Source organism: Streptomyces sp. NBC_01006 (assembly GCF_045162725.1).
In the GTDB taxonomy this organism is placed as follows: Bacteria; Actinomycetota; Actinomycetes; order Streptomycetales; family Streptomycetaceae; genus Streptomyces.
On the sequence record NZ_CP108700.1, the window covers coordinates 4,640,172 to 4,661,729 of the forward strand.

Annotated in this window: 20 protein-coding genes; 9 read left to right on the forward strand and 11 right to left on the reverse strand. The window is 72.4% G+C overall.

Features of this window, described 5'->3' with window-relative positions; all coding sequences use genetic code 11:
* Positions 1 to 379: 379 nt before the first annotated feature.
* Positions 380 to 1,000, forward strand: a complete 621-nt coding sequence (locus tag OG509_RS21235; protein WP_406184022.1) for a M23 family metallopeptidase — start codon at positions 380 to 382, stop codon at positions 998 to 1,000.
* A gap of 19 nt (positions 1,001 to 1,019) precedes the next feature.
* Here the strand turns inward: OG509_RS21235 and OG509_RS21240 are convergent, their stop codons facing one another.
* From OG509_RS21240 to OG509_RS21270, 7 genes are all read right to left on the reverse strand, one after another.
* Positions 1,020 to 2,198, reverse strand: coding sequence for a LamG-like jellyroll fold domain-containing protein (locus OG509_RS21240; protein ID WP_406184023.1), 1,179 nt, complete (start codon positions 2,196 to 2,198; stop codon positions 1,020 to 1,022).
* A 157-nt stretch (positions 2,199 to 2,355) separates the two neighbouring features.
* Positions 2,356 to 3,669 (reverse strand): two-component system sensor histidine kinase CseC, encoded by a 1,314-nt coding sequence (gene cseC, locus OG509_RS21245; protein WP_406184024.1) that lies wholly within the window; start codon positions 3,667 to 3,669, stop codon positions 2,356 to 2,358.
* Positions 3,666 to 4,379: a two-component system response regulator CseB gene (cseB, locus tag OG509_RS21250; protein ID WP_406184025.1), complete on the reverse strand. Its 714-nt coding sequence runs from the start codon at positions 4,377 to 4,379 to the stop codon at positions 3,666 to 3,668. The genes cseC and cseB overlap by 4 nt, the downstream gene beginning before the upstream one ends.
* 30 nt (positions 4,380 to 4,409) lie before the next feature.
* Positions 4,410 to 5,048 carry a hypothetical protein gene (locus OG509_RS21255; protein ID WP_406184026.1) on the reverse strand — a complete coding sequence of 213 codons (639 nt, stop codon included), beginning with the start codon at positions 5,046 to 5,048 and terminating at the stop codon, positions 4,410 to 4,412.
* Positions 5,049 to 5,086: 38 nt separating this feature from the next.
* Positions 5,087 to 5,659 carry a SigE family RNA polymerase sigma factor gene (locus tag OG509_RS21260; protein WP_048478496.1) on the reverse strand — a complete coding sequence of 191 codons (573 nt, stop codon included), beginning with the start codon at positions 5,657 to 5,659 and terminating at the stop codon, positions 5,087 to 5,089.
* A 180-nt stretch (positions 5,660 to 5,839) separates the two neighbouring features.
* A complete protein-coding gene (locus OG509_RS21265; protein WP_406184028.1) occupies positions 5,840 to 6,841 on the reverse strand; it encodes an A/G-specific adenine glycosylase in 1,002 nt (333 codons plus the stop codon).
* Positions 6,842 to 6,863: 22 nt separating this feature from the next.
* Complete coding sequence (locus tag OG509_RS21270) at positions 6,864 to 7,478, reverse strand: phosphatase PAP2 family protein (protein WP_406184029.1); 615 nt, start codon at positions 7,476 to 7,478, stop codon at positions 6,864 to 6,866.
* Positions 7,479 to 7,701: 223 nt separating this feature from the next.
* On the opposite strand from OG509_RS21270, the gene OG509_RS21275 reads away from it, so the two are divergent.
* On the forward strand, positions 7,702 to 8,427 hold the full coding sequence (locus tag OG509_RS21275; protein ID WP_406184030.1) for a hypothetical protein: 726 nt from the start codon (positions 7,702 to 7,704) through the stop codon (positions 8,425 to 8,427).
* A gap of 84 nt (positions 8,428 to 8,511) precedes the next feature.
* Here OG509_RS21275 and disA read toward each other — a convergent pair whose 3' ends face one another.
* Both disA and radA read right to left on the reverse strand, forming a co-directional pair.
* Positions 8,512 to 9,636: a DNA integrity scanning diadenylate cyclase DisA gene (gene disA / locus OG509_RS21280; RefSeq protein WP_406184032.1), complete on the reverse strand. Its 1,125-nt coding sequence runs from the start codon at positions 9,634 to 9,636 to the stop codon at positions 8,512 to 8,514.
* A 164-nt stretch (positions 9,637 to 9,800) separates the two neighbouring features.
* On the reverse strand, positions 9,801 to 11,204 hold the full coding sequence (radA, locus tag OG509_RS21285; protein WP_406184033.1) for a DNA repair protein RadA: 1,404 nt from the start codon (positions 11,202 to 11,204) through the stop codon (positions 9,801 to 9,803).
* 196 nt (positions 11,205 to 11,400) lie between these two features.
* Between radA and OG509_RS21290 the strand changes: the two genes are divergently transcribed.
* Positions 11,401 to 13,317 carry a BACON domain-containing protein gene (locus OG509_RS21290; RefSeq protein ID WP_406184034.1) on the forward strand — a complete coding sequence of 639 codons (1,917 nt, stop codon included), beginning with the start codon at positions 11,401 to 11,403 and terminating at the stop codon, positions 13,315 to 13,317.
* A gap of 3 nt (positions 13,318 to 13,320) precedes the next feature.
* Here the strand turns inward: OG509_RS21290 and OG509_RS21295 are convergent, their stop codons facing one another.
* Complete coding sequence (locus tag OG509_RS21295; protein ID WP_406184035.1) at positions 13,321 to 14,142, reverse strand: hypothetical protein; 822 nt, start codon at positions 14,140 to 14,142, stop codon at positions 13,321 to 13,323.
* A 63-nt stretch (positions 14,143 to 14,205) separates the two neighbouring features.
* Between OG509_RS21295 and OG509_RS21300 the strand changes: the two genes are divergently transcribed.
* Positions 14,206 to 15,135: a Ppx/GppA family phosphatase gene (locus OG509_RS21300; protein WP_385591194.1), complete on the forward strand. Its 930-nt coding sequence runs from the start codon at positions 14,206 to 14,208 to the stop codon at positions 15,133 to 15,135.
* A gap of 645 nt (positions 15,136 to 15,780) precedes the next feature.
* Here OG509_RS21300 and OG509_RS21305 read toward each other — a convergent pair.
* Positions 15,781 to 16,101, reverse strand: a complete 321-nt coding sequence (locus OG509_RS21305) for a hypothetical protein (protein ID WP_406184036.1) — start codon at positions 16,099 to 16,101, stop codon at positions 15,781 to 15,783.
* A gap of 260 nt (positions 16,102 to 16,361) precedes the next feature.
* Between OG509_RS21305 and OG509_RS21310 the strand changes: the two genes are divergently transcribed.
* The 5 genes from OG509_RS21310 (at position 16,362) to ilvD (ending at position 21,509) form a co-directional block, all read left to right on the forward strand.
* Positions 16,362 to 17,609: a Twin-arginine translocation pathway signal gene (locus OG509_RS21310; protein WP_406184038.1), complete on the forward strand. Its 1,248-nt coding sequence runs from the start codon at positions 16,362 to 16,364 to the stop codon at positions 17,607 to 17,609.
* 1 nt (position 17,610) lies between these two features.
* Positions 17,611 to 17,925 carry a 4a-hydroxytetrahydrobiopterin dehydratase gene (locus tag OG509_RS21315; RefSeq protein ID WP_406184040.1) on the forward strand — a complete coding sequence of 105 codons (315 nt, stop codon included), beginning with the start codon at positions 17,611 to 17,613 and terminating at the stop codon, positions 17,923 to 17,925.
* Between the two features lie 149 nt (positions 17,926 to 18,074).
* On the forward strand, positions 18,075 to 18,905 hold the full coding sequence (locus OG509_RS21320; protein WP_406184041.1) for a sugar phosphate isomerase/epimerase family protein: 831 nt from the start codon (positions 18,075 to 18,077) through the stop codon (positions 18,903 to 18,905).
* On the forward strand, positions 18,902 to 19,519 hold the full coding sequence (locus OG509_RS21325; protein ID WP_385591184.1) for a TetR family transcriptional regulator: 618 nt from the start codon (positions 18,902 to 18,904) through the stop codon (positions 19,517 to 19,519). The genes OG509_RS21320 and OG509_RS21325 overlap by 4 nt, the downstream gene beginning before the upstream one ends.
* Before the next feature lie 136 nt (positions 19,520 to 19,655).
* Positions 19,656 to 21,509, forward strand: a complete 1,854-nt coding sequence (ilvD, locus tag OG509_RS21330; protein WP_406184042.1) for a dihydroxy-acid dehydratase — start codon at positions 19,656 to 19,658, stop codon at positions 21,507 to 21,509.
* Positions 21,510 to 21,558 lie beyond the last annotated feature (49 nt).

Consider the following 21,558-nt stretch of genomic DNA (forward strand, 5'->3'; position numbering starts at 1 on the left):
GCAGCTGTACCGAGGGGCGGCCCCGGAACCGAAAGGTTCCGGGGCCGCCCCTCTTCGGGTTGCGGGGCTTTGGTCCCTCACGGGGTGGCGGAGGGCCTGCGGCGGTGACAAGCCGCACAGGGCAAAACGGACCTACTAGGGCGTCTCGTAGGCTTGATGTCCGTTTTGCCCCTGTCGGGCCGGGGGCTCGGGCCAGTTGGGGCGCGGTCAACCGGCTGCGTCACACCTCCCGGCCCTACGAGCGCCGGTAGTAATCGGGAGGTTTGGGGATACGGCGGGACGCGGGTTACCAAGGGTGGGCAAGCCCGGCATCCGCTCTCCAGCGTGCCGGGTGGCTTCTTGCCCGAACCGTCCTTGTCCCCGGCCCGGAGGTCTCCTTATGTCCGCGAAGCGCAGCAGCATCCGTCGTACCCGTATCGCCATCGGCGCCACCGCTCTCGGTGCGGCCTTGGCACTCGGGGCCGGGACGACCGCCGCCTTCGCCGACACCGCCCCGGAGACCACCCTGACCGGCACCGCCGCGCTGGTCGAGGCCCAGGCCAAGGTCCAGGCCGCCAAGGCGCAGGCCGCCAAGGCCGCCGCCGCCTGGCAGAAGCCGGTGTCGAGCTACACGCTCTCCGCCACCTTCGGCAAGGGCGGCACCATGTGGTCCCACAAGCACTCGGGCCAGGACTTCGCCTGCCCCGTCGGCACCCAGGTCAAGGCCGCCTCCGCCGGCACCATCGTCAAGGCCGGCCCGAACGGTGGCGGCGACGGTCCGGCGTACGGCAACGCCATCGTGATCAAGCACGCGAACAACACGTACTCGCAGTACGCGCACCTCTCGAAGATCCAGGTCCGGATCGGCCAGAAGGTCACCAAGGGCTCGCAGATCGCGCTGTCCGGCAACACCGGAAACTCCAGCGGCCCGCACCTCCACTTCGAGATCCGCACCACCCCGAACTACGGCTCGGCCGTGAACCCGGTCTCGTTCCTGCGCAACGCCGGCGTCACCGTCTGATCCGGATCTCCGAACCGGCTCAGTAGAGGAGCCAGGAGCCCGTCGGCTTCGTCTTCGCGTCGACCCGGCCCGGCTTGAGCGTGTCGATCTGGGCGGGCGAGAGCACCGAGGCGTAGGTCTGCACGGTCTCCATGGCCCCGTTCCACGGCGCGGTCCACTTGTCCTCGTGGCGGGAGCGTGCCAGCTCCAGCGGCCCCTGCGCCTGGAAGATCCCGGGGACGGGGGCCTCGCCGGTCTTCTTCCCGTTGACGTAGAGGGCGATCTGCTTGCGTTCGGCGTCGTAGGTCCCGGTCAGGGTGGAGAAGGTCTTCTCCATCTTCGGGCTCTCGCCGGTGACGGTCACCGCGGTCGCCTCCGCGCCCTGGTCGCCCGTCTGGACACGGAAGACCCAGGTCGGCTTGCCGTTCACCTGGTCCAGGCCCAGCTCGAACGAGAAGGACTTCTCGTTGCCCTGGCTGACGGCGATCTGGCGCCCCTTCGGGGCCCGGTTCCAGACGTGGGCCGAGACGGTGAAGCTCTTGGCCGTGTCCACCACGCGCTTCTCGGACTCGGCGTACGAGTTCTCGTTGCCCTTCGTACGGATCTCGAAGCGCTTCTCGATCGGGAAGACCCCGGCGTCGGCGCCCATCTTCAGCGGGGCCTTTCCGCTGCGGTCCCGGATCTGCGTCGGGTCGTCCTTGACGGTCGGGGTGTTGTCGACCGGCGCCTTGCTCTTCGACCCGCTGGGGGAGGGGGAGGCCGACTCGGACGCGGGCGGGGACTGCTTGTCGTCCACCGCCTCGTTCCCTCCCTTGTCGCCGCCCAGCAGCAGGAACGCTCCTCCGCCGGCGAGCAGCGCCAGTACGGTCACCGTGCCGCCGATCATCCACAGCCGCTTCTTGCGCCTCTCGGCCGCCGAGCGGTCCGCCATGGCCTCCCAGTCGGGCTGGTCCGACTGCGGCGCGAACGGGCCGGGGGGCCCGGGGATTCCAGGGCCGCCCGGGGCGCCGGGCGGCACCGGCGCGCCCATGTCCGGGAGCCCCTGGGCCCACTGCTGCGGGGCCGGGCCGAAACCACCGCCGCCGCCCTGTGCCGGCGGACCGGGCGGGTAGCCGTAGCCGTTCGCGGGGGCCGGCGGAACCGGCGGGAACCCGTAGCCCCCGTCCCCGGGGGCGGGCTGGGGCTGAGGGTTGCTGGGGGGATTCGTACCGTCGGTCATGCAGGGGATGCTAAAACACCGGCCCGTACGTCCGTACGACCCGGTCCTGGTCCGATGCCGGTCCGATACCGGTCCGATCGGGCTCCGGGAACCGGTCCCAGAGCGGGCCCCGTCGGCACGGCACCGGCGCCCACCGGCCCGGACCGCCCCAACTCCCCTACCCCGACAGCTTGATGATCGGGAAGCTCCCCGTCGCCGTCGGCGCGTGCTCCGGCAGCCACAGCACCGCCACCGCGCCCGCCGCGGCGCCCTCGCGGTCCACGCCGCCCGGGGCCGCCACGTTGCGGAACGTCAGCCGGGCTCCCAGCACCCGCGCCTGCCCCTCCGCGATGGTCAGCCCCAGCCCGTGCCCGACGCCCGCCCGGTCCGTCGACCCGGTGCGGAACCGGCTCGGCCCCTCGCGCAGCAGCGCCTCCGGGAAGCCCGGCCCGTAGTCCCGGACCCGTACGACCCGGCCCTCGATGTCGACCTGGACCGGGGGCTGCCCGTACCGCGCTGCATTGGCCAGCAGGTTGCCCAGGATCCGCTCCAGCCGCCGCGGGTCGGTGCTGACTATCTCGTCCGCGACCACCCGTACCGACGCCTCCGGCATCAGCGCGGTCACCCGCCGGCTCACGAACTCGCCCAGCGCCACGTCCTGCAGCTCCGCCCGCTCGGACGCGCTGTCCAGCCGGGCCACCTCCAGTACGTCCTCGACCAGCGCCCGCATCGCCTGTGCCCGGTCCCGCACCAGCTCGGTCGGCCGCCCCGGAGGCAGCAGTTCCGCCGCCGTGAGCAGGCCCGTCACCGGGGTCCGCAGCTCGTGCGCGATGTCCGCGGTCACCCGCCGCTCGGCCTCCAGACGCTGCTGGAGCGCGTCGGCCATGGCGTCCACGGCCCGTGCGAGGTCGTCGGTCTCGTCCCGTACGACGCCCCCGACCGCGTCCCGCACCCGTACGTCGGGATCCCCGTGCGCCACCCGCTGCGCGGCGGCCGCGGCCTTGCGCAGCCGGCGCGAGATCTGCCCGCCGATGAGCACGCCGAGCGCCGCTCCCGCGACCACGACGGAGATCGACCCGACGACCAGGGCCCGGTCCAGGTCGCGCACCATGTTGGCGCTCTCCTTGAACTCGTTGTGCAGCGACAGCACCTGCCCGTTCCCGAGCGGCACCGCGGCCCACACCTGGGGCACGCCCCTGCGCGACTCCTGGACGTACGTCCCGCGCCGCCCCGATCGCGCCTTCTCGCGCAGCGCGGCGGGCAGTTCGGGGTCGTTGATCTTCGCCCCCAGGACCGGCTTGCGCCCGGCCTCGACGAAGCGGGCGATGACGTTCACGTTGGCGAGCTGGGCCTCGCGGGCGCTCTCCAGCATCGACACGCGGGCAGCACTGTGCACGACCAGGCTCAGCGCCACGGCGACGAGCGCGCCGACGGCGGCGATGGCGAGCGTGATCTTCCAGCGGATCCCCGTACGGAGGGTGAAGCGCCTCATGCCTTCAGCTTGTATCCGAATCCTCGGACCGTTTCGATTCGGTCCTGCCCGATCTTGGTGCGCAGCCGCTGGACGTGGACGTCCACGACGCGGGTGTCGCCGCCCCAGTCGTAGTCCCAGACCCGCTCCAGCAGGCGGTCGCGCGAGAGAACGGTGCCGGGCGCGGAGGAGAATTCCAGGAGCAGCCGCATCTCGGTCGGCGTCAGCGCCACCGGGGCTCCGGCCTTGCGGACCTCCATGCCCTCGGTGTCGACCTCCAGGTCGCCGAAGGCCAGGACCCCGCGCTCCTCGGAGTCGTCCTCGCCGTTCGCGCCCGGCCGGCCGTTCTGCGGGCCGCCGGCGTGGCCGAAGCGGCGCAGCACCGCGCGGATGCGGGCGACGAGGACCGAGCCGTCGAAGGGCTTGGTGACGTAGTCGTCGGCGCCGGCCTCCAGGCCCAGGACGACGTCGATGGAGTCGGCGCGCGCCGACAGCATGATCACCGGGACGGTGGACTCGTCGCGGATCCGGCGGCACAGGCTCACGCCGTCCATGCCGGGCACCATCACGTCGAGGAGGGCGATGTCCGGGCGGTCGGCCCGGAAGGACTCCAGACCGGACAGGCCGTCGGGCATGGCCGTGACCACGAACCCGTCGCGTTCCAGCGCCAGGGTCGTGGCCTCACGGATGACGTCGTCGTCCTCCACGAACAGGACATGGGTCTCGGCCATGCGGAAGCCTCGCCTCGGTTCTTCGGTACGTCAGTTCTTCTGGGTGACGGCGGGAGCGGGCTGGGCCCCGCCGTCGATGTTGCTGTAGTCGCTGTGCACCCGGTCCTGCTCGCCGAACTTGTCCCCGTCCCAGCGGTACGTGATCACGTCCTCGCCGGACGGGTACGCGAGCGGGTCGCTCTTGCCGTACACCGGCCTGGTGACCACCAGGTCGCCCCGGTCGATCTCCGCGTAGACGGGCGACTGCTCGTCCGAGAACACATTCTCGTACGTCCCGCCCGCCGACCTGTACACGTACGAGCCCCGCCCCAGCGCGTCGGCGCAGGACAGCACGTTGACGACGATGTCGACGACCGAGTTCCCGGTGACTTTCCCGTAGCTCACGTCGATCGGGTACTCCTTGCCCGTGCAGGGCTTGAGGTCCCGCTTGACCTCGGCGCTGACCTTGGGGTCCGCCTGGAGCAGGGCGACGGGATCGACCTTCTTGGAGGGCCTGCCCGACGCGCCGGTCGTGGCCGGGACGTGGTCGGGCGGGGTGGCCGTCGGCGAGCCGCTCTTGGACACCGGGTCGGTGTGGGCGGGCCCGCCGTCGCGCAGGCCGGTCCCGCCCGCGCTGCATCCGGCCGCGAACAGCACAGTGCCGGCGAGGACGACCGTCCCCGCCGACATCAGCACCAGCGAACTTCTGCCCCTCGGGCATTGGCCGTTCAGGCCGCGCACCGCTCACGCCCCTCGTACCTGATGGTGTGGTCACCGCGGTGGTCACCGCGCTCCAGCGCGCGCATGTCCAGATCCCGGCTCTCCAGTTCCTGCCGGAGACGGGCCAGTGCGCGGTGCAGAGTGCTCTTCACAGTACCCGCAGACATCCCGAGCGCGGCGGCGGTCTCCTCGGTGCTCATCTGCTCCCAGTGTCGCAGCACGACGACGCTGCGCTGCTTGGGCGCGAGCACCTTGAGGATGTCCATCAGCAGGGCGCGGTCGGCGCGCTGGTCGGAGCCGTCCTCGACGCTCGCGTCCGGGAGCTGCTCGGTGGGGACCTCTTCGAGCTTGCGGGCGCGCCACCACTCGGTACGGGTGTTGATCATGACGCGGCGCATGTAGGCGTCGGCCAGGGACTTGTCGGCGATGCCGTCCCAGCGGCCGTACGTGCGCACCAAGGCGGTCTGCAGGAGGTCCTGCGCGTCCGTGGGGTCCGGAACCAGGCGCCGGGCACTGCGCAGGAGCGCGTCCTGCCGAGTGCGTACGTACTCTTCGAATCCGAGTACCTCGCCGTGCGCCATCTCAGACCGCCTCCGTCCCGTGCAACCGCTCGTCCGTTGCCTCTCGCCTTACGGATTTGAAGTTACGGAGGGGTTGTCACGGGCCTGTGCGGGCCAGCCTTCGGTGGGCGCACGGACACCCATAGGTTGTGTAACAGTGCCGTGAGCTGGGGTTTCGCCGGGATAAACGGAACCTCTGGCTCAGCTTGTGGAGGGGCTCGCCGGGGTGCTCGCGGCGGGGCTCGTGGGGGTGCTCGTGGGGGCGCTTGAGGGGGTCGCCGCGGGGGTGCCCTGCGGCAGCCGGTACATCCCCGCCGCGAGCGGCTCGACCAGCCCGTCCGAGACCAGCCCGTCAAGCGCCCGGGCCCGCTGCACGGGCTCGTCCCAGACGGTGTCGAGGACGGCCTGCGGAACCGGCCCGACCGCGTCCCGCAGCACCGCGAGCAGCTTGCCGCGCACCTGCCGGTCGGTCCCCGCGTACGTTTGCCCGCGCCGCGGCGGCCCGTCGTGGGCCGGCTTCCCGGCCAGTCGCCACGCACACAGCCCGGCCACCGGGCAGCGGGCACAGTCCGGGGACTTGGCGGTGCACACCAGGGCGCCGAGCTCCATCGACGCCGCCGCCCAGCGGGCCGCGGTGTCCTCGTCCTCGGGCAGCAGGGCCCGGGCCAGGCGCCGCTCGGCCGCGGTGGTGGCGTTCGGCGGGTACTCGACCCCGGTCGTGGTGCGGGCGAAGACCCGGCGCACGTTGGTGTCGAGCACGGCGTGCCGCTGCCCGTACGCGAAGGAGGCGACGGCCGCCGCCGTGTACTCGCCGATCCCGGGCAGCGCGAGCAGCTGCGCGTGCTCCCGCGGTACGTCGCCCCCGTGCCGCTCCGTTATCGCGACGGCCGCGCCGTGCAGGCGCAGGGCCCGCCGCGGGTAGCCGAGCCGCCCCCAGGCCCGTACCGCCTCGCCGGGGGCCTCGGCGGCCAGGTCGGCGGGGCGGGGCCACCGGGCGAGCCACTGCTCGTATACGGGCAGGACCCGGCTGACGGGGGTCTGCTGGAGCATGAACTCGCTGACCATGACCCCCCAGGGGCCGGCCTCGGGGCGGCGCCAGGGCAGGTCGCGGGCGTGCTCCTCGAACCAGGCGATGACCGGGGAGTGCAGCGCGTGGGACGCGTCGCGGGACGTCTCGGGGGAAGGGCTGGTGGATGCAGTCATGGCAACGGCATCCTGACACGTTTCACGGCTGTTGCGCGGGGCCCGGGCCGGTGAACCAGACAGCGGCGCGGCCTCCGCTCGCCCGCATGGCGGTGGTGATCGTACTGATCGGACCGGTCAGGGCGGGGACGGCGAACGCGGCCAGCGCCCCGCCGAGCAGCAGGCCGGCCAGTACGTCGTGGGGGTAGTGGACGCCGACGAAGACGCGGGAGAAGGCCATCAGCACCGCGAGCGGGACGGTCAGCAGCGCGAGGCGGCGTACGGCGAGGGCCAGCGCGACGGCGGCGGCGCCGGCGATGGCCGAGTGGTTGCTGGGGAACGACCAGTCGCCGGGGGCCGGGCAGGCGACGAGCGGGGCGGCCGCCCCGGCGACCGCCCGGCAGGGCCGTTCCTCGTCCACGGCGGACTTCACGAGCTCGGAGGCGACGTACGCGAGGGCTGTGGCGAGCGGCGCGGCGACGGCGAGGGCGACGGCCCGCGGGCCTGCTTCGGCGCGCGCACGCCACCACACGGCTATGAAGAGGAGGCCGAAGAGCAGCAGCCCGTACTCCGTCCAGACCTCGAACGCCGACCGCACCCAGCCGGGTGCGGAGCGGGCGGAGTCGGTGATGTCGCGGTAGAGGCCGGAGGAGTCCATGCTCACCGACCGTACCCAAAGCCGATCAAGTCCGGCATGGGACTCTTGGCCGATTCTCGACGGTCGGAGGTCGGCCCGCAGGATGATCATCGGCAAAACAAGCCGGTTGCGCGGCATGTGGGGCGCGGATCGGGCCGCGGACTCTCGTAAAGTTCCGTCCGTGGGATCTATGCGCAATCCGGTCGGGCCGCTCCCCTCCTCCATCTACTGGCGACGGAGGGCTGTGCTGGCGTCCGTCGTCGCCCTGCTCGCGCTCCTCGCCGTATGGACCGTCAGTTCCGGTGGGGGCAGGTCGAGTACGAACGGCAAGGGCGGCGACAAGGCGCCGAAGCCCGTCATGTCGATCACCCCCGGGCCGGCGGGGACGGGGCCGGCGATCAGTCAGGCACCGGGCGGGCGTGCGGAGTCGGGCGGCGGCGCGGGCAAGAACGGTGAACCGGGCGGCACTCCGGGCACGGGTTCCGCTTCGGGCGGTGGCGCCGGTTCCGGCGGCAGCGGCGGTACGGGTGGCGCCCCGCCCCAGGTCCCGGCGGACTCCCCCCTCCCCACATGTGCCCCGGGCGGGCTCCAGTGGGAGGTCAAGAGCGTGAAGAACGAGTACGAGACGAGCGAGAAGCCCCGCCTCGAACTGGTCGCGCGCAATGTCTCCGGCACGACCTGCAAGGTCGATCTCGGCCCGAAGCAGGCGGTCCTGACCATCCTTCAGGCGAGCACGAGCAAGGCGGTCTGGTCCTCGGCGGACTGCCCGTCGGGCGCGGGCAACGCGTTCTTCCGGGTGCCGGCGCAGGGCGAGACGAAGCAGTCGCTGGAGTGGGACAGGAAGTTCAGCGCCCCCGACCAGTGCCAGACGCCTCCGGCGGGGGCCGCGGCCCCGGACACGTACGTGGTGGAGGTCAAGTCCCCGGGCATGCCGGTGGCCCGGACCTCGTTCGTCCTGAAGCAGGACTGAGCAGGACTGAGCAGGACTGACCAGGACTGGGAAGGACTGGGAAGGACCGAGGCGTCCGGGGAGCGGAGCCCCCGGACGCCTCGGTCAGACGTAGCGTTCGAGGATCGAGGACTCCGCCAGCCGGGACAGCCCCTCGCGCACGCTGCGCGCACGGGCCTCACCGACGCCGTCCACGGCCTGGAGGTCGTCCACCGACGCGGCCAGCAGCTTCTGCAGGCCGCCGAAGTGCTCGACCAGCCGCTCGATGATGGCCCCCGGCAGCCGCGGAACCTTCGCCAGCAGCCGGTAGCCCCGCGGGGACACCGCCGAGTCCAGGGTCTCGGGCGAGCCCGTGTACCCCAGGGCCCGCGCCACGATCGCCAGCTCCAGCAGTTCCGGATGAGTCAGCGCGTCGAGCGCCGGCAGCGCCTCCTCCACCGTGCGGGAGCGCTTCGCCGTCGGCTCCGGCACGTAGTCCCGGATCACCAGCTCCCGCTCCTGCTCGATGCCGACCGTCAGCTCGTCCAGCTGGAGCGACAACAGTCGTCCGTCCGTGCCCAGCTCGACCACGTATTCAGCGATTTCCGTGGCAATGCGGCGAACCATTTCCAGCCGCTGCGCGACCGCCGTCACGTCGCGCACCGTGACCAGGTCCTCGATCTCCAGCGCGGACAGCGTCCCGGCGACCTCGTCCAGGCGGAGCTTGTACCGCTCCAGCGTGGCCAGTGCCTGGTTCGCCCGCGACAGGATCGCCCCGGACTCCTCCAGAACCCGCCGCTCCCCGTCCACGTACAGCGCGATCAGCCGCATCGACTGCGACACCGACACCACCGGGAAGCCGCACTGCTTGGAGACCCGGTCCGCGGTCCGGTGCCGCGTCCCCGTCTCCTCCGTCGGGATCGAGGCGTCCGGCACCAGCTGGACGCCCGCCCGCAGGATCTTGCTGAGGTCCTTGTCCAGGATCAGCGCGCCGTCGAGCTTGCACAGCTCGCGCAGCCGGGTCGCGGTGAACTCGACGTCCAGGACGAAACCGCCCGTGCACATCGCCTCGACGGACTTGTCCATCCCGAGGACGATCAGGCCGCCGGTGTTGCCGCGGACGATCCGTTCCAGACCGTCGCGTAGGGGCTGACCAGGTGCGACCGCGCTCAGCGAGGCGCGCATCATGGCCTCCTGCTTGGAGCTCGCGCCCGACTTCCCGGATGCTGCTGCCCCGTCCTTGGCTGCCACTGCACTCCTCCGGTTGCGGGTTGCGCCGCCTGCGTACGGCCGGGCGGACCAGCACAAAGTCTACCGGCGTGCGCTGCGCGCCCGCCGTGGCTTGGCCAGGTGCACTCCCGCGGGGCCCCGTACGGACCCCCTCACCAGCGGCTACTCCTCGGCCGCCACTCCCTTTACTCCTTGGCCGCCGCCCGCGAACGCCCGCGCGGCAGGACCCGCAGGGCCTCGCCCATGTCCGCGACCTCGATCACCTTCATCCCGGCCGGCACCTTCCCCGGATCGCCGGGCACCAGCGCGTGCGTGAAGCCGAGCCGGTGCGCCTCGGCGAGCCGCCGCTGTACGCCCGTCACCCGCCGGACCTCGCCCGCGAGCCCGACCTCGCCGATCGCCACGAGGTTCTTCGGCAGCGGCACGTCGCTCGCCGCCGAGGCCAGTGCGAGGGCGATCGCCAGGTCGGCGGCCGGCTCGGTCAGCTTCACCCCGCCCACGGTGGCGGAGTAGATGTCGCGCTTGCCGAGCGCGGTGATCCGGCCGCGCTGCTCCAGCACCGCCAGCATCATCGAGACGCGCGAGGTCTCCAGGCCCGAGGTGGTCCGCCGGGGCGAGGGGATCTGCGAGTCCACGGTCAGCGCCTGCACCTCGGCGACGAGCGGGCGCTTGCCCTCCAGGGTCACCGTCAGGCAGGTCCCGGGGACGGCCTCCGCGCGCCGGGTCAGGAACAGCCCGCTCGGGTCGGCGAGCCCGGTGATCCCCTCGTCGTGCAGTTCGAAGCAGCCGACCTCGTCGGTGGCGCCGTACCGGTTCTTCACGCCGCGTACGAGGCGCAGCCGCGCGTGCCGGTCGCCCTCGAAGCTGAGGACCACGTCGACGAGGTGCTCCAGCAGACGGGGGCCGGCGATCGCCCCGTCCTTGGTGACGTGCCCGACCAGCAGGGTGGCCATCCCGCGCTCCTTGGAGGCGCGGATCAGGGCCCCGGCCACCTCGCGGACCTGGGCCATGCCGCCGGGCGCGCCGTCGATCTCGGGCGAGGCGACGGTCTGTACGGAGTCCAGGACCAGCAACGAGGGCTGTACGGCGTCGAGGTGGCCCAGTACGGCGGAGAGATCGGTCTCGGCGGCGAGGAAGAGGTGGTCGTTGAGCGCGTTGATCCGGTCGGCCCGCAGCCGCACCTGGCTCGCCGACTCCTCGCCCGTGACGTAGAGGGTGCGGTGCGCTTCGCCGGCCGCCTTCGCCGCGACGTCGAGCAGCAGCGTCGACTTCCCGACGCCAGGCTCCCCGGCCAGCAGGACGACGGCGCCGGGCACGAGCCCGCCGCCGAGGACCCGGTCCAGCTCGTCCACGCCCGTGCTGCGGGCGGTCGCAGTCCGGCCGTCGACCTGCGCGATCGGGAGGGCGGGCGCCGAGACCCGGCCGGCGGCGGTGGTCCGTACGGCGGGCGCGCCGCCCATCTCCTCCACGGTGCCCCACGCCTGGCACTCGGGGCACCGCCCGAGCCATTTCGCGGTCGTCCAGCCGCACTCGGAGCAGCGGTAGGACGGCCGGTCCTTGGCGGATGAACGAGATGTACGGGCAGCCATGCGGCCCACGGTATCCGGAGCCTGTGACAGCGCCGACCGCTCGGCCGGGCAGCGCGGCGGGCGGCCCGGCGGATGGCCCGGCGGACGGCACGGCGTCAGGGCCGCAGTCAGCACACGTTCGATCTGTTCACCCGTAAGGGCTAAAACAGCTGAAGGCTTCACGGCCGTCACCGGCGTGCGGCCTACCTTCGCCAGGGTGAACAGCAGCAATCAGGAGAGCCCCGCCCAGCGCGCCGGCGCACACCGGGCGCACGGGCGCACGCCTCCCACGGGCCCCCCTGAACGCCCCGAGGGTCTCGAAGAAGACCGCGAGGGCCTCGCAGGCCTTGCAGGTCTCGAAGGCCTCGATCGAGAACAGCGGTCCCGGGCGCACCAGCCGTCCCAGCCGTCCCAGGCACCTCAGGTGCCGCCCCCGTTCCGGTATGAGCCGTACCTGGACGGCCTGTTCACCTACTGCCTGTCGGTCCTCTGCGACCACGACGCCGCCACCGAGGTCCTCGCCGAGGTCCTCGCCGTCGCCGAGCGGTACCCCGGCCGATGTCCCCACGAGGGCGACCGGCGGGCCTGGCTGTACGCCCTCGCCCGCTGGGCCTGCCTGCGGCGGCTGGCCGAGCACCGGCGGACCCGGCAGGGAGCGCATTCCGCCCGGCGCACGCCGGGGCGCAGGAACGCCGATCGCACCGAGCACACCGATCGCACCGATCACGCCGATCACGCCGATCACGCCGATCACGCCGATCACGCCGAGCGCGCGCCGGAGGCGTACCGTTCCGCCTCCCTCGACGTGAGCGCGTACCGGCGCACCGAGCTGGCCCGGCTCGCCTGGCCCGAGGCCGCCGGGACCACACCCGCGCAGCGCGAGGCCCTCGAACTCGCCGTCCGCCACCGCCTCGGCCTCCCCGAACTCGCCGCCGTCCTCGGCACGCCCCCCGCCCTCGCCCGGGAGCTGCTGGCCGGCGCCGCCTGTGAGGTGGAGCGGACCCGCGCCGCCCTCGCCGTCGTCGAGACCGGCGGCTGCCCGTCCGTATCCCGGCTCACCGGTGACGGCGACGGGCAGGTGCTGCTGTCCACCACCCTGCGCGCCGAGCTGGTCCGCCACGTCGACGACTGCCCGCGCTGCCGCCGCGTCGCCGAACGCGCCGACGCCGCGTCCCCCTGGCCCGGTACCGGCGGCATCGACGCCGCCCTCCCGCTGGTCCCCGCCCCGCGCACCGCCGTCCGCGCGGCCATGGTCCGTTCCGGCGGCCGCCGCGGGCGCCGGAACGGCCCGCGCTTCGACCGCACCGGCTTCCCGATGGCCCCCCGGGACCGCGCGGCCCGCCGCGACCGGCTGCGCGCGCGGGCCGTGACCACCACCGTCGTCGCCACCGTCGTCGCGGCCCCGGTCCTCGCGCTGTGGGCGGCGTACCGCGGCGCCCCGGAGACCGGCGAGCCCGTCGGCACGGACTCCACCCGGATCTCCGCGAGCGAGTCCGATTTCCCGGCCCTGCGGCAGGACGGCCGCCCGCTGCGCGGGTACGAGAACGCCGGCAACACCGCGCACGCCACCGGTGAGCCCGGCTTCGCCCCGGGCGGCGCGGACCCGGACGGCTCGGACGTCTCCGTCGAGGTGATCAGCGCCGGGGCGACCGGCGCCCCCGGCGACCGGGCGGGGACCCCCGGGCGGCTCTCCGTCGCCGCCTCCTCGCACGGGGGCACCACCATGCTCACGCTGACCGCGTCCGGCGGGGCCCCGGTGGACTGGCAGCTCTGGTCCGACGCTCCCTGGCTGAGGGCGAGCCGCTCCGCGGGCACGCTGGATCCCGGTGAATCGTCCACGGTGTGGATCACCGTCGACACCGCGGCCCAGCCGGTGGGTGCCTGGTCCGCCCGGATCGGGGTGGAGCCGGGCGGCGCGGTGATCTCCATCCAGGGCCGCGGCCGCCCGGCGCCCACGCCGGAGCCCGCGGACCCGACGCCGACACCGAGCCCGACGCCGCCGCCCACGCCGAAGCCGACGGAAACCCCGACTCCGACGCCGACCCCCACGCCGACCCCGACCCCGACGGCGAGCGCCTCGGCAGGAGGAACGGTTGGCCCGCCGGCGGACCCGAGCGGGCCGGGGCCGTCCTGAGGCTTACGGGGTGGCGGGGTCGGCGGGGTGCGGTGCCATCGGCAGCAGCGAGGAAAGCCGCGCCTCGCACAGCTTCACGAGGGCCTCGTACCCCTCCTTGCCCATCAGCTCGGTCAGCTCGGCGCGGTACGACACGTACACCGGATCGCCGGCGCCGTGCGCGGACGTCGCCGACGTGCACCACCAGTGCAGGTCGTGCCCGCCCGGACCCCAGCCGCGCCGGTCGTACTCGCCGATCGACACCTGGAGCACGCGGGTGTCGTCGGGCCGGTCGATCCACTCGTACGTCCGGCGGATCGGCAGCTGCCAGCACACGTCCGGCTTGGTCTCCAACGGCTCCTGGCCGCTCTTGAGCGCCAGGATGTGCAGCGAGCAGCCCGCCCCGGCGGGGAAGCCCGGCCGGTTGAGGAAGATGCACGCGCCGTCCCAGCGGCGGGTCTGCTTCTCCCCGTCGTCGTCGTGCTGCGTCCACCCGGTCTCGCTGCCGACGTCGTGGAACTGCCACAGCTCGGGGGTCAGCCGCGCCACGTGCTCGGCGACCCGCTTCTCGTCGTCCTCGTCCGAGAAGTGCGCGCCGAGGGTGCAGCAGCCGTCGTCGGCCCGCCCGGCCTGGATGCCCTGGCAGCCGCTGCCGAAGATGCACGTCCAGCGGGAGGTGAGCCAGGTCAGGTCGCAGCGGAAGATCTGCTCGGCGTCGGCGGGGTCGGGGAACTCCACCCAGGCCCGGGGGAAGTCGAGCCCCTTCTCATCGTCACGGGCAACCGAGGCCTTGGCCTTGGTCTTCTTGGTCGCCTTGGACTTGTTGGCCTTCTTCGTATTTGGCACAAACCCAAGCCTAAGGGCCCCTTACGTCACCCATACTCCAGCCGCACAGTAGCGTTTCCTCGTATGAGACTCGGTGTCCTCGATGTGGGTTCGAACACGATCCATCTGCTGGTGGTGGACGCGCACCCCGGCGCGCGCCCGCAGCCGGCGCACTCGCACAAGGTGGAATTGCGGCTGGCGGAGCTGCTCGACGAGCGCGGAGCGGTCACCCCGGAGGGCGTCGAGCGCCTCGTCTCGGTGATCGGCGAGGCGGCGCAGGCCGCCGAGGACAAGGGCTGCGAGGACGTGGTCCCCTTCGCGACCAGCGCCGTGCGCGAGGCCACGAACGCGGACGAGGTCCTGGCCAGGGTGCTGGCCGAGACCGGCGTCGACCTGCCCATCCTGAGCGGTGAGGACGAGGCGCGCCTGACGTTCCTGGCCGCCCGGCGCTGGTTCGGCTGGTCCGCGGGCAAGCTGCTGGTCCTCGACATCGGCGGCGGCTCGCTGGAGATCGCGTACGGCATCGACGAGGACCCCGACGCGGCGGTCTCGCTGCCGCTGGGCGCGGGCCGCCTCACCACGGGCTGGCTGCCGGGCGACCCGCCGGACCCGGCGGACGTACGGGCGCTGCGGCGGCACGCGCGGGCCCAGATCGCCCGTACGGTCGGGGAGTTCAGCCGGTTCGGGGCGCCGGACCACGTGGTGGCGACGTCGAAGACCTTCCGTCAGCTGGCCCGCATCGCGGGCGCGGCCCGCTCGGCGGACGGCCTGTACGTCCAGCGGGACCTGACCCGCAAGTCCCTGGAGGAGTGGGTCCCGCGGCTCGCGGCGATGACCACCGCCCAGCGCTCCGCCCTCCCGGGCGTCTCGGAGGGCCGCGCGTCCCAGCTGCTGGCGGGAGCCCTGGTCGCGGAGGGCGCGATGGACCTCTTCGGCGTGGACGAACTGGAAATCTGCCCCTGGGCCCTCCGCGAGGGCGTGATCCTCCGCCGCCTGGACCACCTCCCGTCCTGACGGACTCGGTACGGGGCACCTGCGGCGCGGAGCCGTACGCCCCGGGCAGCGCCGGTACGGGGCCTGCGGCGGTGACGCGGGTACGGGGCCCGCGACGCGGGCGGGCGCTGTCGGCGCGGCCGGGGCTTCGGGGGCTTCGGGGGCTTCGCCGGGGCGGGGCCTTCACCCCCTTGCTCCACCACCGCGCGGCGGTGGCTGCCCACCCGCCCCCCGGGGTCGGCACGGGCAGCATTTCGCTCAGGCAAGCGCCGCCTGCAAGACCAGGGCTTCGGGGCCGGTAGCCCACTGATCGGCATCGGGGAGGGTTTGGGGTTTCCCGCCAGTCCCATCGTCTCTCCGTGTCGGGCCGGGCCCTCAAGGACGCTCCCTGCGGTCGCGTCGCTCCGCGACGGCCTTCGGCCGCCCTTGACCGCCCGCCCCGCCCCGGAAAGACAAGGACTGCCGGGAAGCCCCAAAAGGACGGTCACCGGGCACAGGCCTTGAGCAGGGCGGCATCAGCGCCGCCAAGGCCCGGTCCCGGGAACGCCCGGCTGCCCAGCCGGGTCCCGTGAACAGACCCGCTCCGGTTCGGGGCGGCCCAGCCGTAGCCGGACAGCGACCACCCCCCCATCGGCGTCGGGCAGGCGAGCGCCACGCGACAGATCGCTACGCGCTTCGGTCGGCATGGCGTCCGGCGGCCGTCTGGGCGCGCTCATGAGGGACGGGGGCGGGTCCCGGATTGAGCGTGTTGGGCTCCGTCCGGCTGGCGCTCGGGTCCGTGGCAGGTTCCACGTTGTCGACCGACGTGGAGAATTCACGGCCCGATGCGGCCCGGATGTAGGCCAGATCCATCCAGTACTCCCGGGCGGCCACGGCCGAGACGTTCTCGTTGATCACTGCCATCAGCTCGCCCTCCGCACCGGACGCGACATCGCGCACCCGACGGCGCAGCAAGGGGTGCGGTTGGTACTCGTAGGCCTCAGACATCGGACCGCTCACCTGCGCTGCGCAGGAACCGCTGCCAGCCGGCATTGGCACGGGCCACCAGCTGGGGGCTGGGGTTCGCTGGCGGGGCGGGCCAAGTGGGAGCTGTGTGCGTTGGCTTGGGGCGTTCGTCTGCGCTGTTCGTGTTCATGGGCCGATGATGGGCTGGCACGAAGAGGGGCAGATAGGTCATCGTGCGGCCATCGGTGGCCACGTGGCGGCCATGGCCGGGGACAGATGCGATGACACCTCAAGCTGGGGCCATGGGCCACCGCAATGACGCTCTCCGGGCAGCGCGACTTCGCGTCGGCTGGCGCACCATGGACCAGGCCGCGAAGGGTTTATCCGCACATGGGCGGCAGCTCCTCGACGATCGGCACTTCGACGTGTCGCCGCGCACGTGGCGGCGGTGGGAGGGCGAGCGCCCGGGCTGGCCGCCTGCGGAGACCGCTGTCGTGTTGCACGACGTGTTCGGCCAGTGGCCCGAGGATCTGGGATTCACGACGCCCGACGGCTGGATCCGTCCCGAGACACACCAAGAGGGCGCCGTGAACCGACGGCAGTTCGTATCCGCTACCGCCGCGGCTCTCCTTGCCGGGCCGACCGCGCCCCAGCACGTCGACCCCGCCCTCGTCGACTACTTCCAGCAGCAGCTCGAAGGGCACTACCGAGCCGACATGTACCTCGGCCCTCACGATCTGATCGGTACCGTCAGCGCGCAGTACCAACTGATCGACAAGCTCATCCGTTCAGCGAAAGGCGAGGTACGGCGTGGTCTCCTGCGCGCCGGGGCTGCCTATGCCGCGCTCGTCGGCTGGCTTTACCAGGACGCGGGCGATCTCGGCGCTGCCGCGTTCTGGAGGGGCGTCACCCAGGAGATCGCGGTCAGGTCCCGCGACCCGCACCTCATCGGGTACAGCCTGGTGAACCAGGCTCAGGTCCGTACGGATCTTGGCGATGGCTGCGGGGTCATCGACCTGTGTGAGGCCGTCCTCGACGAATCGGACGGACTCTTTCCCAAGGTGAGGATCATGGCCATGCAGCAGCAAGCGCACGGCGCCAGCCTCACGGGTGACCGGACCGCCGTCGATCGGCTCATCGATGCGGCCGGGGGACTTCTCTCCCGTGTCGACGATGACTTGCCCTGGGGCAATGCCTGTCGCAGGACTCCGGGGTACCTGGAAGTGCAGCGCGCCACGTGTTACGGACGACTCGGTCTTGGTCGGGAAGCAGGCTCGCTCTGGGCGCAGGTCCTGGACGGAGTACCCGCCACCGCTCGCCGGGACCGTGGTGTGTACCTAGCCCGACAGGCCACGGCGGCGGCTGCGGCGAGGGATCCCGACCACGCGGTCGAGATCGCCCGCCAGGCAGTGGAGATCGCCGTCGAGACCCGGTCCGCGCGTATGTGCCGTGAACTCGCCACTCTGGAGCGGGTGATGCGTCCGTGGCACGATGCCCCGGTAGGCCGGGACCTGGCCGAGGTCCTGGCGCCTGTGAACGAGGGGGGCTGACATGGCCGTACCGAAGCCGCTGTCCGACCAGGAGATTGCGGAGCGCCTGGGAGGCCTGCCGGGCTGGGAGCGGAAGGGTGACGAGATCACCCGTGTGTACGAGATCCGCTACCACGCCGCGGTGGCGGCGATCGTGACCATCGCGGACCGGTCCCGGCGGATCCACCATCATGCCGACCTCGATCTGCGCATCGATCACCTGCGGGCGTCCATCACGACGCACGACGCCGGGTACCGGCTCACCGCCGCAGATTTCGACCTTGCGCACCGGATCGACATGATCGTCGCCGCGCACCAGGCCCTCCCGCTGGATTGACCCCCGCTTCGGGTGTGTCCCCTTCCGTCGGTGAGGGGGATGGGTGGCCGCGGTTCCCGTGGTTGCTGAGGCGTTGACCGGTCCGGCGGCGGTGTGTGGGGTGGTGATCGTCACGGCGGGGGAGGGGGGTGGGACCGTACTCTGTCTCCGTGGCAGAACCTGTTCGGATCCCGAGTGCGAAAGTCGCGCTTTCCACTGCCTCCGTATATCCGGAGTCGACGGCTACCGCCTTCGAGATCGCCGCGCGCCTCGGGTACGACGGCGTCGAGGTGATGGTCTGGACGGATCCGGTCAGCCAGGACGTCGATGCCCTGCGGCGGCTGTCGGATCAGTACCAGGTGCCGATCCTCGCCGTGCACGCGCCCTGTCTGCTCATCACGCAGAGGGTGTGGTCCACCGATCCTTGGACCAAGCTCCAGCGGGCGCAGGCCGCGGCCGAGCGGCTGGGGGCGTCCACCGTCGTCGTGCACCCGCCGTTCCGCTGGCAGCGGCAGTACGCGCGGGACTTCGTCGGCGGGATCTGGCGGATGGCCGACGAGACCGACGTGCGGTTCGCCGTCGAGAACATGTACCCGTGGCGGTACCGGGACCGCGAGATGCTGGCCTATGCCCCCGAGTGGGACGTGACCAAGGACGACTACCGGCATTTCACCGTTGATCTCTCGCATACCGCTACCGCCCGGACCGACGCCACCGAGATGATCGACCGCATGGGGGACCGGCTCGCGCACGTGCACCTCGCCGACGGAAACGGTTCGGCGAAGGACGAGCACCTGGTGCCGGGGCGGGGGACGCAGCCGTGTGCCGAGTTGCTGGAGCGGCTCGCCCGGGTCTCCTTCGACGGGCACGTCGTCATCGAGGTCAACACCCGCCGCGCGATGTCCTCCGCCGAGCGCGAGGCCGACCTCGCCGAGGCGCTGGCCTTCACCCGGTTGCATCTGGCCTCCAGCGCCGCGCCGATCAGGACCCGCCGGCCGTGACGGAACCGGTCAAGCCGCGCCGCGGGCCCGGCCGGCCCCGCCAGGACGAGGCCGACGAGGGCCCCGGCACCCAGGAGCGGATCCGGCTCGCCGCCCGCGAGGTGTTCGCGGAGCGCGGGTACGACAAGACCTCCGTACGCGGCATCGCGAAGGTCGCCGGCGTGGACCCGGCGCTGGTCCACCACTACTTCGGCAGCAAGGACGACCTCTTCGCCGCCGCCATCGAGGTCACGATGGAGCCCGCCCTGGTCGTCCCCGCCATCGTGGGGGAGGGCCCCGAGGGCATCGGGGAGCGGCTGGCACGCTATTTCCTGGGCATCTGGGAGAACCCGGTCACCCGGGCGCCCCTGCTCGCCGTCATCCGCTCCGCCCTCACCCACGAGGCCGCGGCGGCGGTGCTGCGCCGGCTGGTCCTGCGCCGGGTCCTGGAACGGGTCGCGGCCGACCTCGACGTCCCCGACCCCACCTTCCGCGCCGAGCTCGCCGCCTCCCACATGATCGGCATCGCGCTCCTGCGGTACGTGGTCCAGGTCGAGCCCCTCGCGTCCGCCGACCCGGAGGACATCGTCGCCCTGGTGGCGCCCACCCTCCAGCGTTACCTGACCGAGGAATGAGCCGCCCGTATCGACATGCGGACCACCTGTCCGCATCGCGGGCCGGGAGCGTAGCCTCGTAACCGAGCCATATCCACAGTCATGCACAGTCGCGGCGGGCGTGCGAACGCCACCGCACTCATGGGGAGTGAACCCGATGCCCGAGCTGAGGTCCCGTACCGTCACCCACGGCCGCAACATGGCGGGCGCACGCGCCCTTATGCGTGCGTCGGGCGTAGCGAGCGCGGACATCGGGAAGCCGATCATCGCGGTCGCCAACTCCTTCACCGAGTTCGTCCCCGGCCACACCCACCTGGCCCCGGTCGGCCGGATCGTCTCCGACGCCATCCGCGCCGCCGGCGCGATCCCGCGCGAGTTCAACACCATCGCGGTCGACGACGGCATCGCCATGGGGCACGGCGGCATGCTGTACTCCCTGCCCTCCCGCGACCTGATCGCGGACAGCGTGGAGTACATGGTCGAGGCGCACTGCGCCGACGCGCTCATCTGCATCTCCAACTGCGACAAGATCACCCCCGGCATGCTGATGGCCGCCATGCGCCTCAACATCCCGGTCGTGTTCGTGTCGGGCGGCCCGATGGAGGCCGGCCAGGCCGTCCTCGTCGACGGCACCGTCCGCAAGCTCGACCTGATCGACGCCATGGTCGACGCCTCCAACGAGAACGTCTCCGACGAGGACGTACTGCGCATCGAGGAGAACGCCTGTCCGACCTGCGGGTCGTGCAGCGGCATGTTCACCGCCAACTCCATGAACTGCCTCGCCGAGGCCATCGGTCTCGCGCTCCCCGGCAACGGCTCCGTCCTCGCGACGCACACCGCCCGCCGCGCCCTGTACGAGGACGCCGGCCGGACGGTCGTCGAGATCACCAAGCGGTACTACGAGCAGGACGACCACTCGGTCCTGCCGCGCTCCATCGCGACCCGCCAGGCCTTCGAGAACGCCATGGCCCTCGACATCGCCATGGGCGGCTCGACCAACACGATCCTGCACCTGCTGGCCGCCGCGCAGGAGGCGGGCCTGGAGTACGACCTCACCGACATCGACGAGGTGTCGAGGCGGGTCCCGTGCCTGGCCAAGGTCGCGCCGAACGTGGCGCCCGGCGGTACGTACTACATGGAGGACATCCACCGCGCCGGCGGCATTCCCGCCATCCTCGGTGAGCTGCACCGCGGCGGGCTCCTGAACAAGGACGTCACGACGGTCCACTCGGAGAACCTGGAGGACTGGCTGGCGAAGTGGGACGCGCGCAGCGGCACGGCCTCGGAGGAGGCCATGGAGCTGTGGCACGCTGCCCCCGGCTGCGTCCGCTCCGCCACCGCCTTCTCGCAGTCCGAGCGCTGGGACAACCTCGACCTGGACGCCGAGGGCGGCTGCATCCGGTCGGTGCAGCACGCGTACTCCAAGGACGGCGGGCTGGCGGTCCTGCGCGGCAACATCGCGGTCGACGGCTGCGTCGTGAAGACGGCCGGCGTCGACGAGTCGATCTGGACCTTCGAGGGCCCGGCGGTCGTCTGCGAATCGCAGGACGAGGCGGTAGACAAGATCCTCCGCAAGGAGATCAAGGCGGGCGACGTCGTCGTCATCCGGTACGAGGGCCCGCGCGGCGGCCCCGGCATGCAGGAGATGCTCTACCCGACCTCGTTCCTGAAGGGGCGCGGGCTCGGCAAGGTCTGCGCGCTGGTGACGGACGGCCGTTTCTCCGGAGGCACCTCGGGCCTGTCCATCGGACACGCCTCCCCGGAGGCGGCCTCGGGCGGCGACATCGCCGTCGTCGAGGACGGCGACCGCATCCGGATCGACATCCCCAACCGCTCGATCGAGCTGCTGGTGGACGAGGCCACGCTGGCCGCCCGCCACGCGGCCCTCGGCGGCGTCTACGCCCCGAAGAACCGCGAACGCAAGGTCTCGGCGGCGCTGCGCGCGTACGCGGCGATGGCGACCAGCGCCGACAAGGGCGCGGTCCGCGACGTGAGCAAGCTGGGCGTCTGACGACGGCCGGGCGTCTGACGACCCCCCGTGCCCCCACTGCGCACCGGAT

What these genes read in the sequence shown, in the direction of transcription:
- OG509_RS21255 (WP_406184026.1), bottom strand. Translation starts at nt 5,048, where the DNA reads ATGTCGGCGGGGACGGTCGTCCTCGCCGGCACTGTGCTGTTCGCGGCC.
- OG509_RS21300 (WP_385591194.1), top strand. Translation starts at nt 14,206, where the DNA reads ATGAGACTCGGTGTCCTCGATGTGGGTTCGAACACGATCCATCTGCTG.
- OG509_RS21315 (WP_406184040.1), top strand. Translation starts at nt 17,611, where the DNA reads ATGGCCGTACCGAAGCCGCTGTCCGACCAGGAGATTGCGGAGCGCCTG.
- cseC (WP_406184024.1), bottom strand. Translation starts at nt 3,669, where the DNA reads ATGAGGCGCTTCACCCTCCGTACGGGGATCCGCTGGAAGATCACGCTC.
- OG509_RS21240 (WP_406184023.1), bottom strand. Translation starts at nt 2,198, where the DNA reads ATGACCGACGGTACGAATCCCCCCAGCAACCCTCAGCCCCAGCCCGCC.
- OG509_RS21305 (WP_406184036.1), bottom strand. Translation starts at nt 16,101, where the DNA reads ATGTCTGAGGCCTACGAGTACCAACCGCACCCCTTGCTGCGCCGTCGG.
- cseB (WP_406184025.1), bottom strand. Translation starts at nt 4,379, where the DNA reads ATGGCCGAGACCCATGTCCTGTTCGTGGAGGACGACGACGTCATCCGT.
- OG509_RS21235 (WP_406184022.1), top strand. Translation starts at nt 380, where the DNA reads ATGTCCGCGAAGCGCAGCAGCATCCGTCGTACCCGTATCGCCATCGGC.
- radA (WP_406184033.1), bottom strand. Translation starts at nt 11,204, where the DNA reads ATGGCTGCCCGTACATCTCGTTCATCCGCCAAGGACCGGCCGTCCTAC.
- OG509_RS21270 (WP_406184029.1), bottom strand. Translation starts at nt 7,478, where the DNA reads ATGGACTCCTCCGGCCTCTACCGCGACATCACCGACTCCGCCCGCTCC.
- OG509_RS21260 (WP_048478496.1), bottom strand. Translation starts at nt 5,659, where the DNA reads ATGGCGCACGGCGAGGTACTCGGATTCGAAGAGTACGTACGCACTCGG.
- OG509_RS21265 (WP_406184028.1), bottom strand. Translation starts at nt 6,841, where the DNA reads ATGACTGCATCCACCAGCCCTTCCCCCGAGACGTCCCGCGACGCGTCC.
- ilvD (WP_406184042.1), top strand. Translation starts at nt 19,656, where the DNA reads ATGCCCGAGCTGAGGTCCCGTACCGTCACCCACGGCCGCAACATGGCG.
- OG509_RS21310 (WP_406184038.1), top strand. Translation starts at nt 16,362, where the DNA reads ATGGGCCACCGCAATGACGCTCTCCGGGCAGCGCGACTTCGCGTCGGC.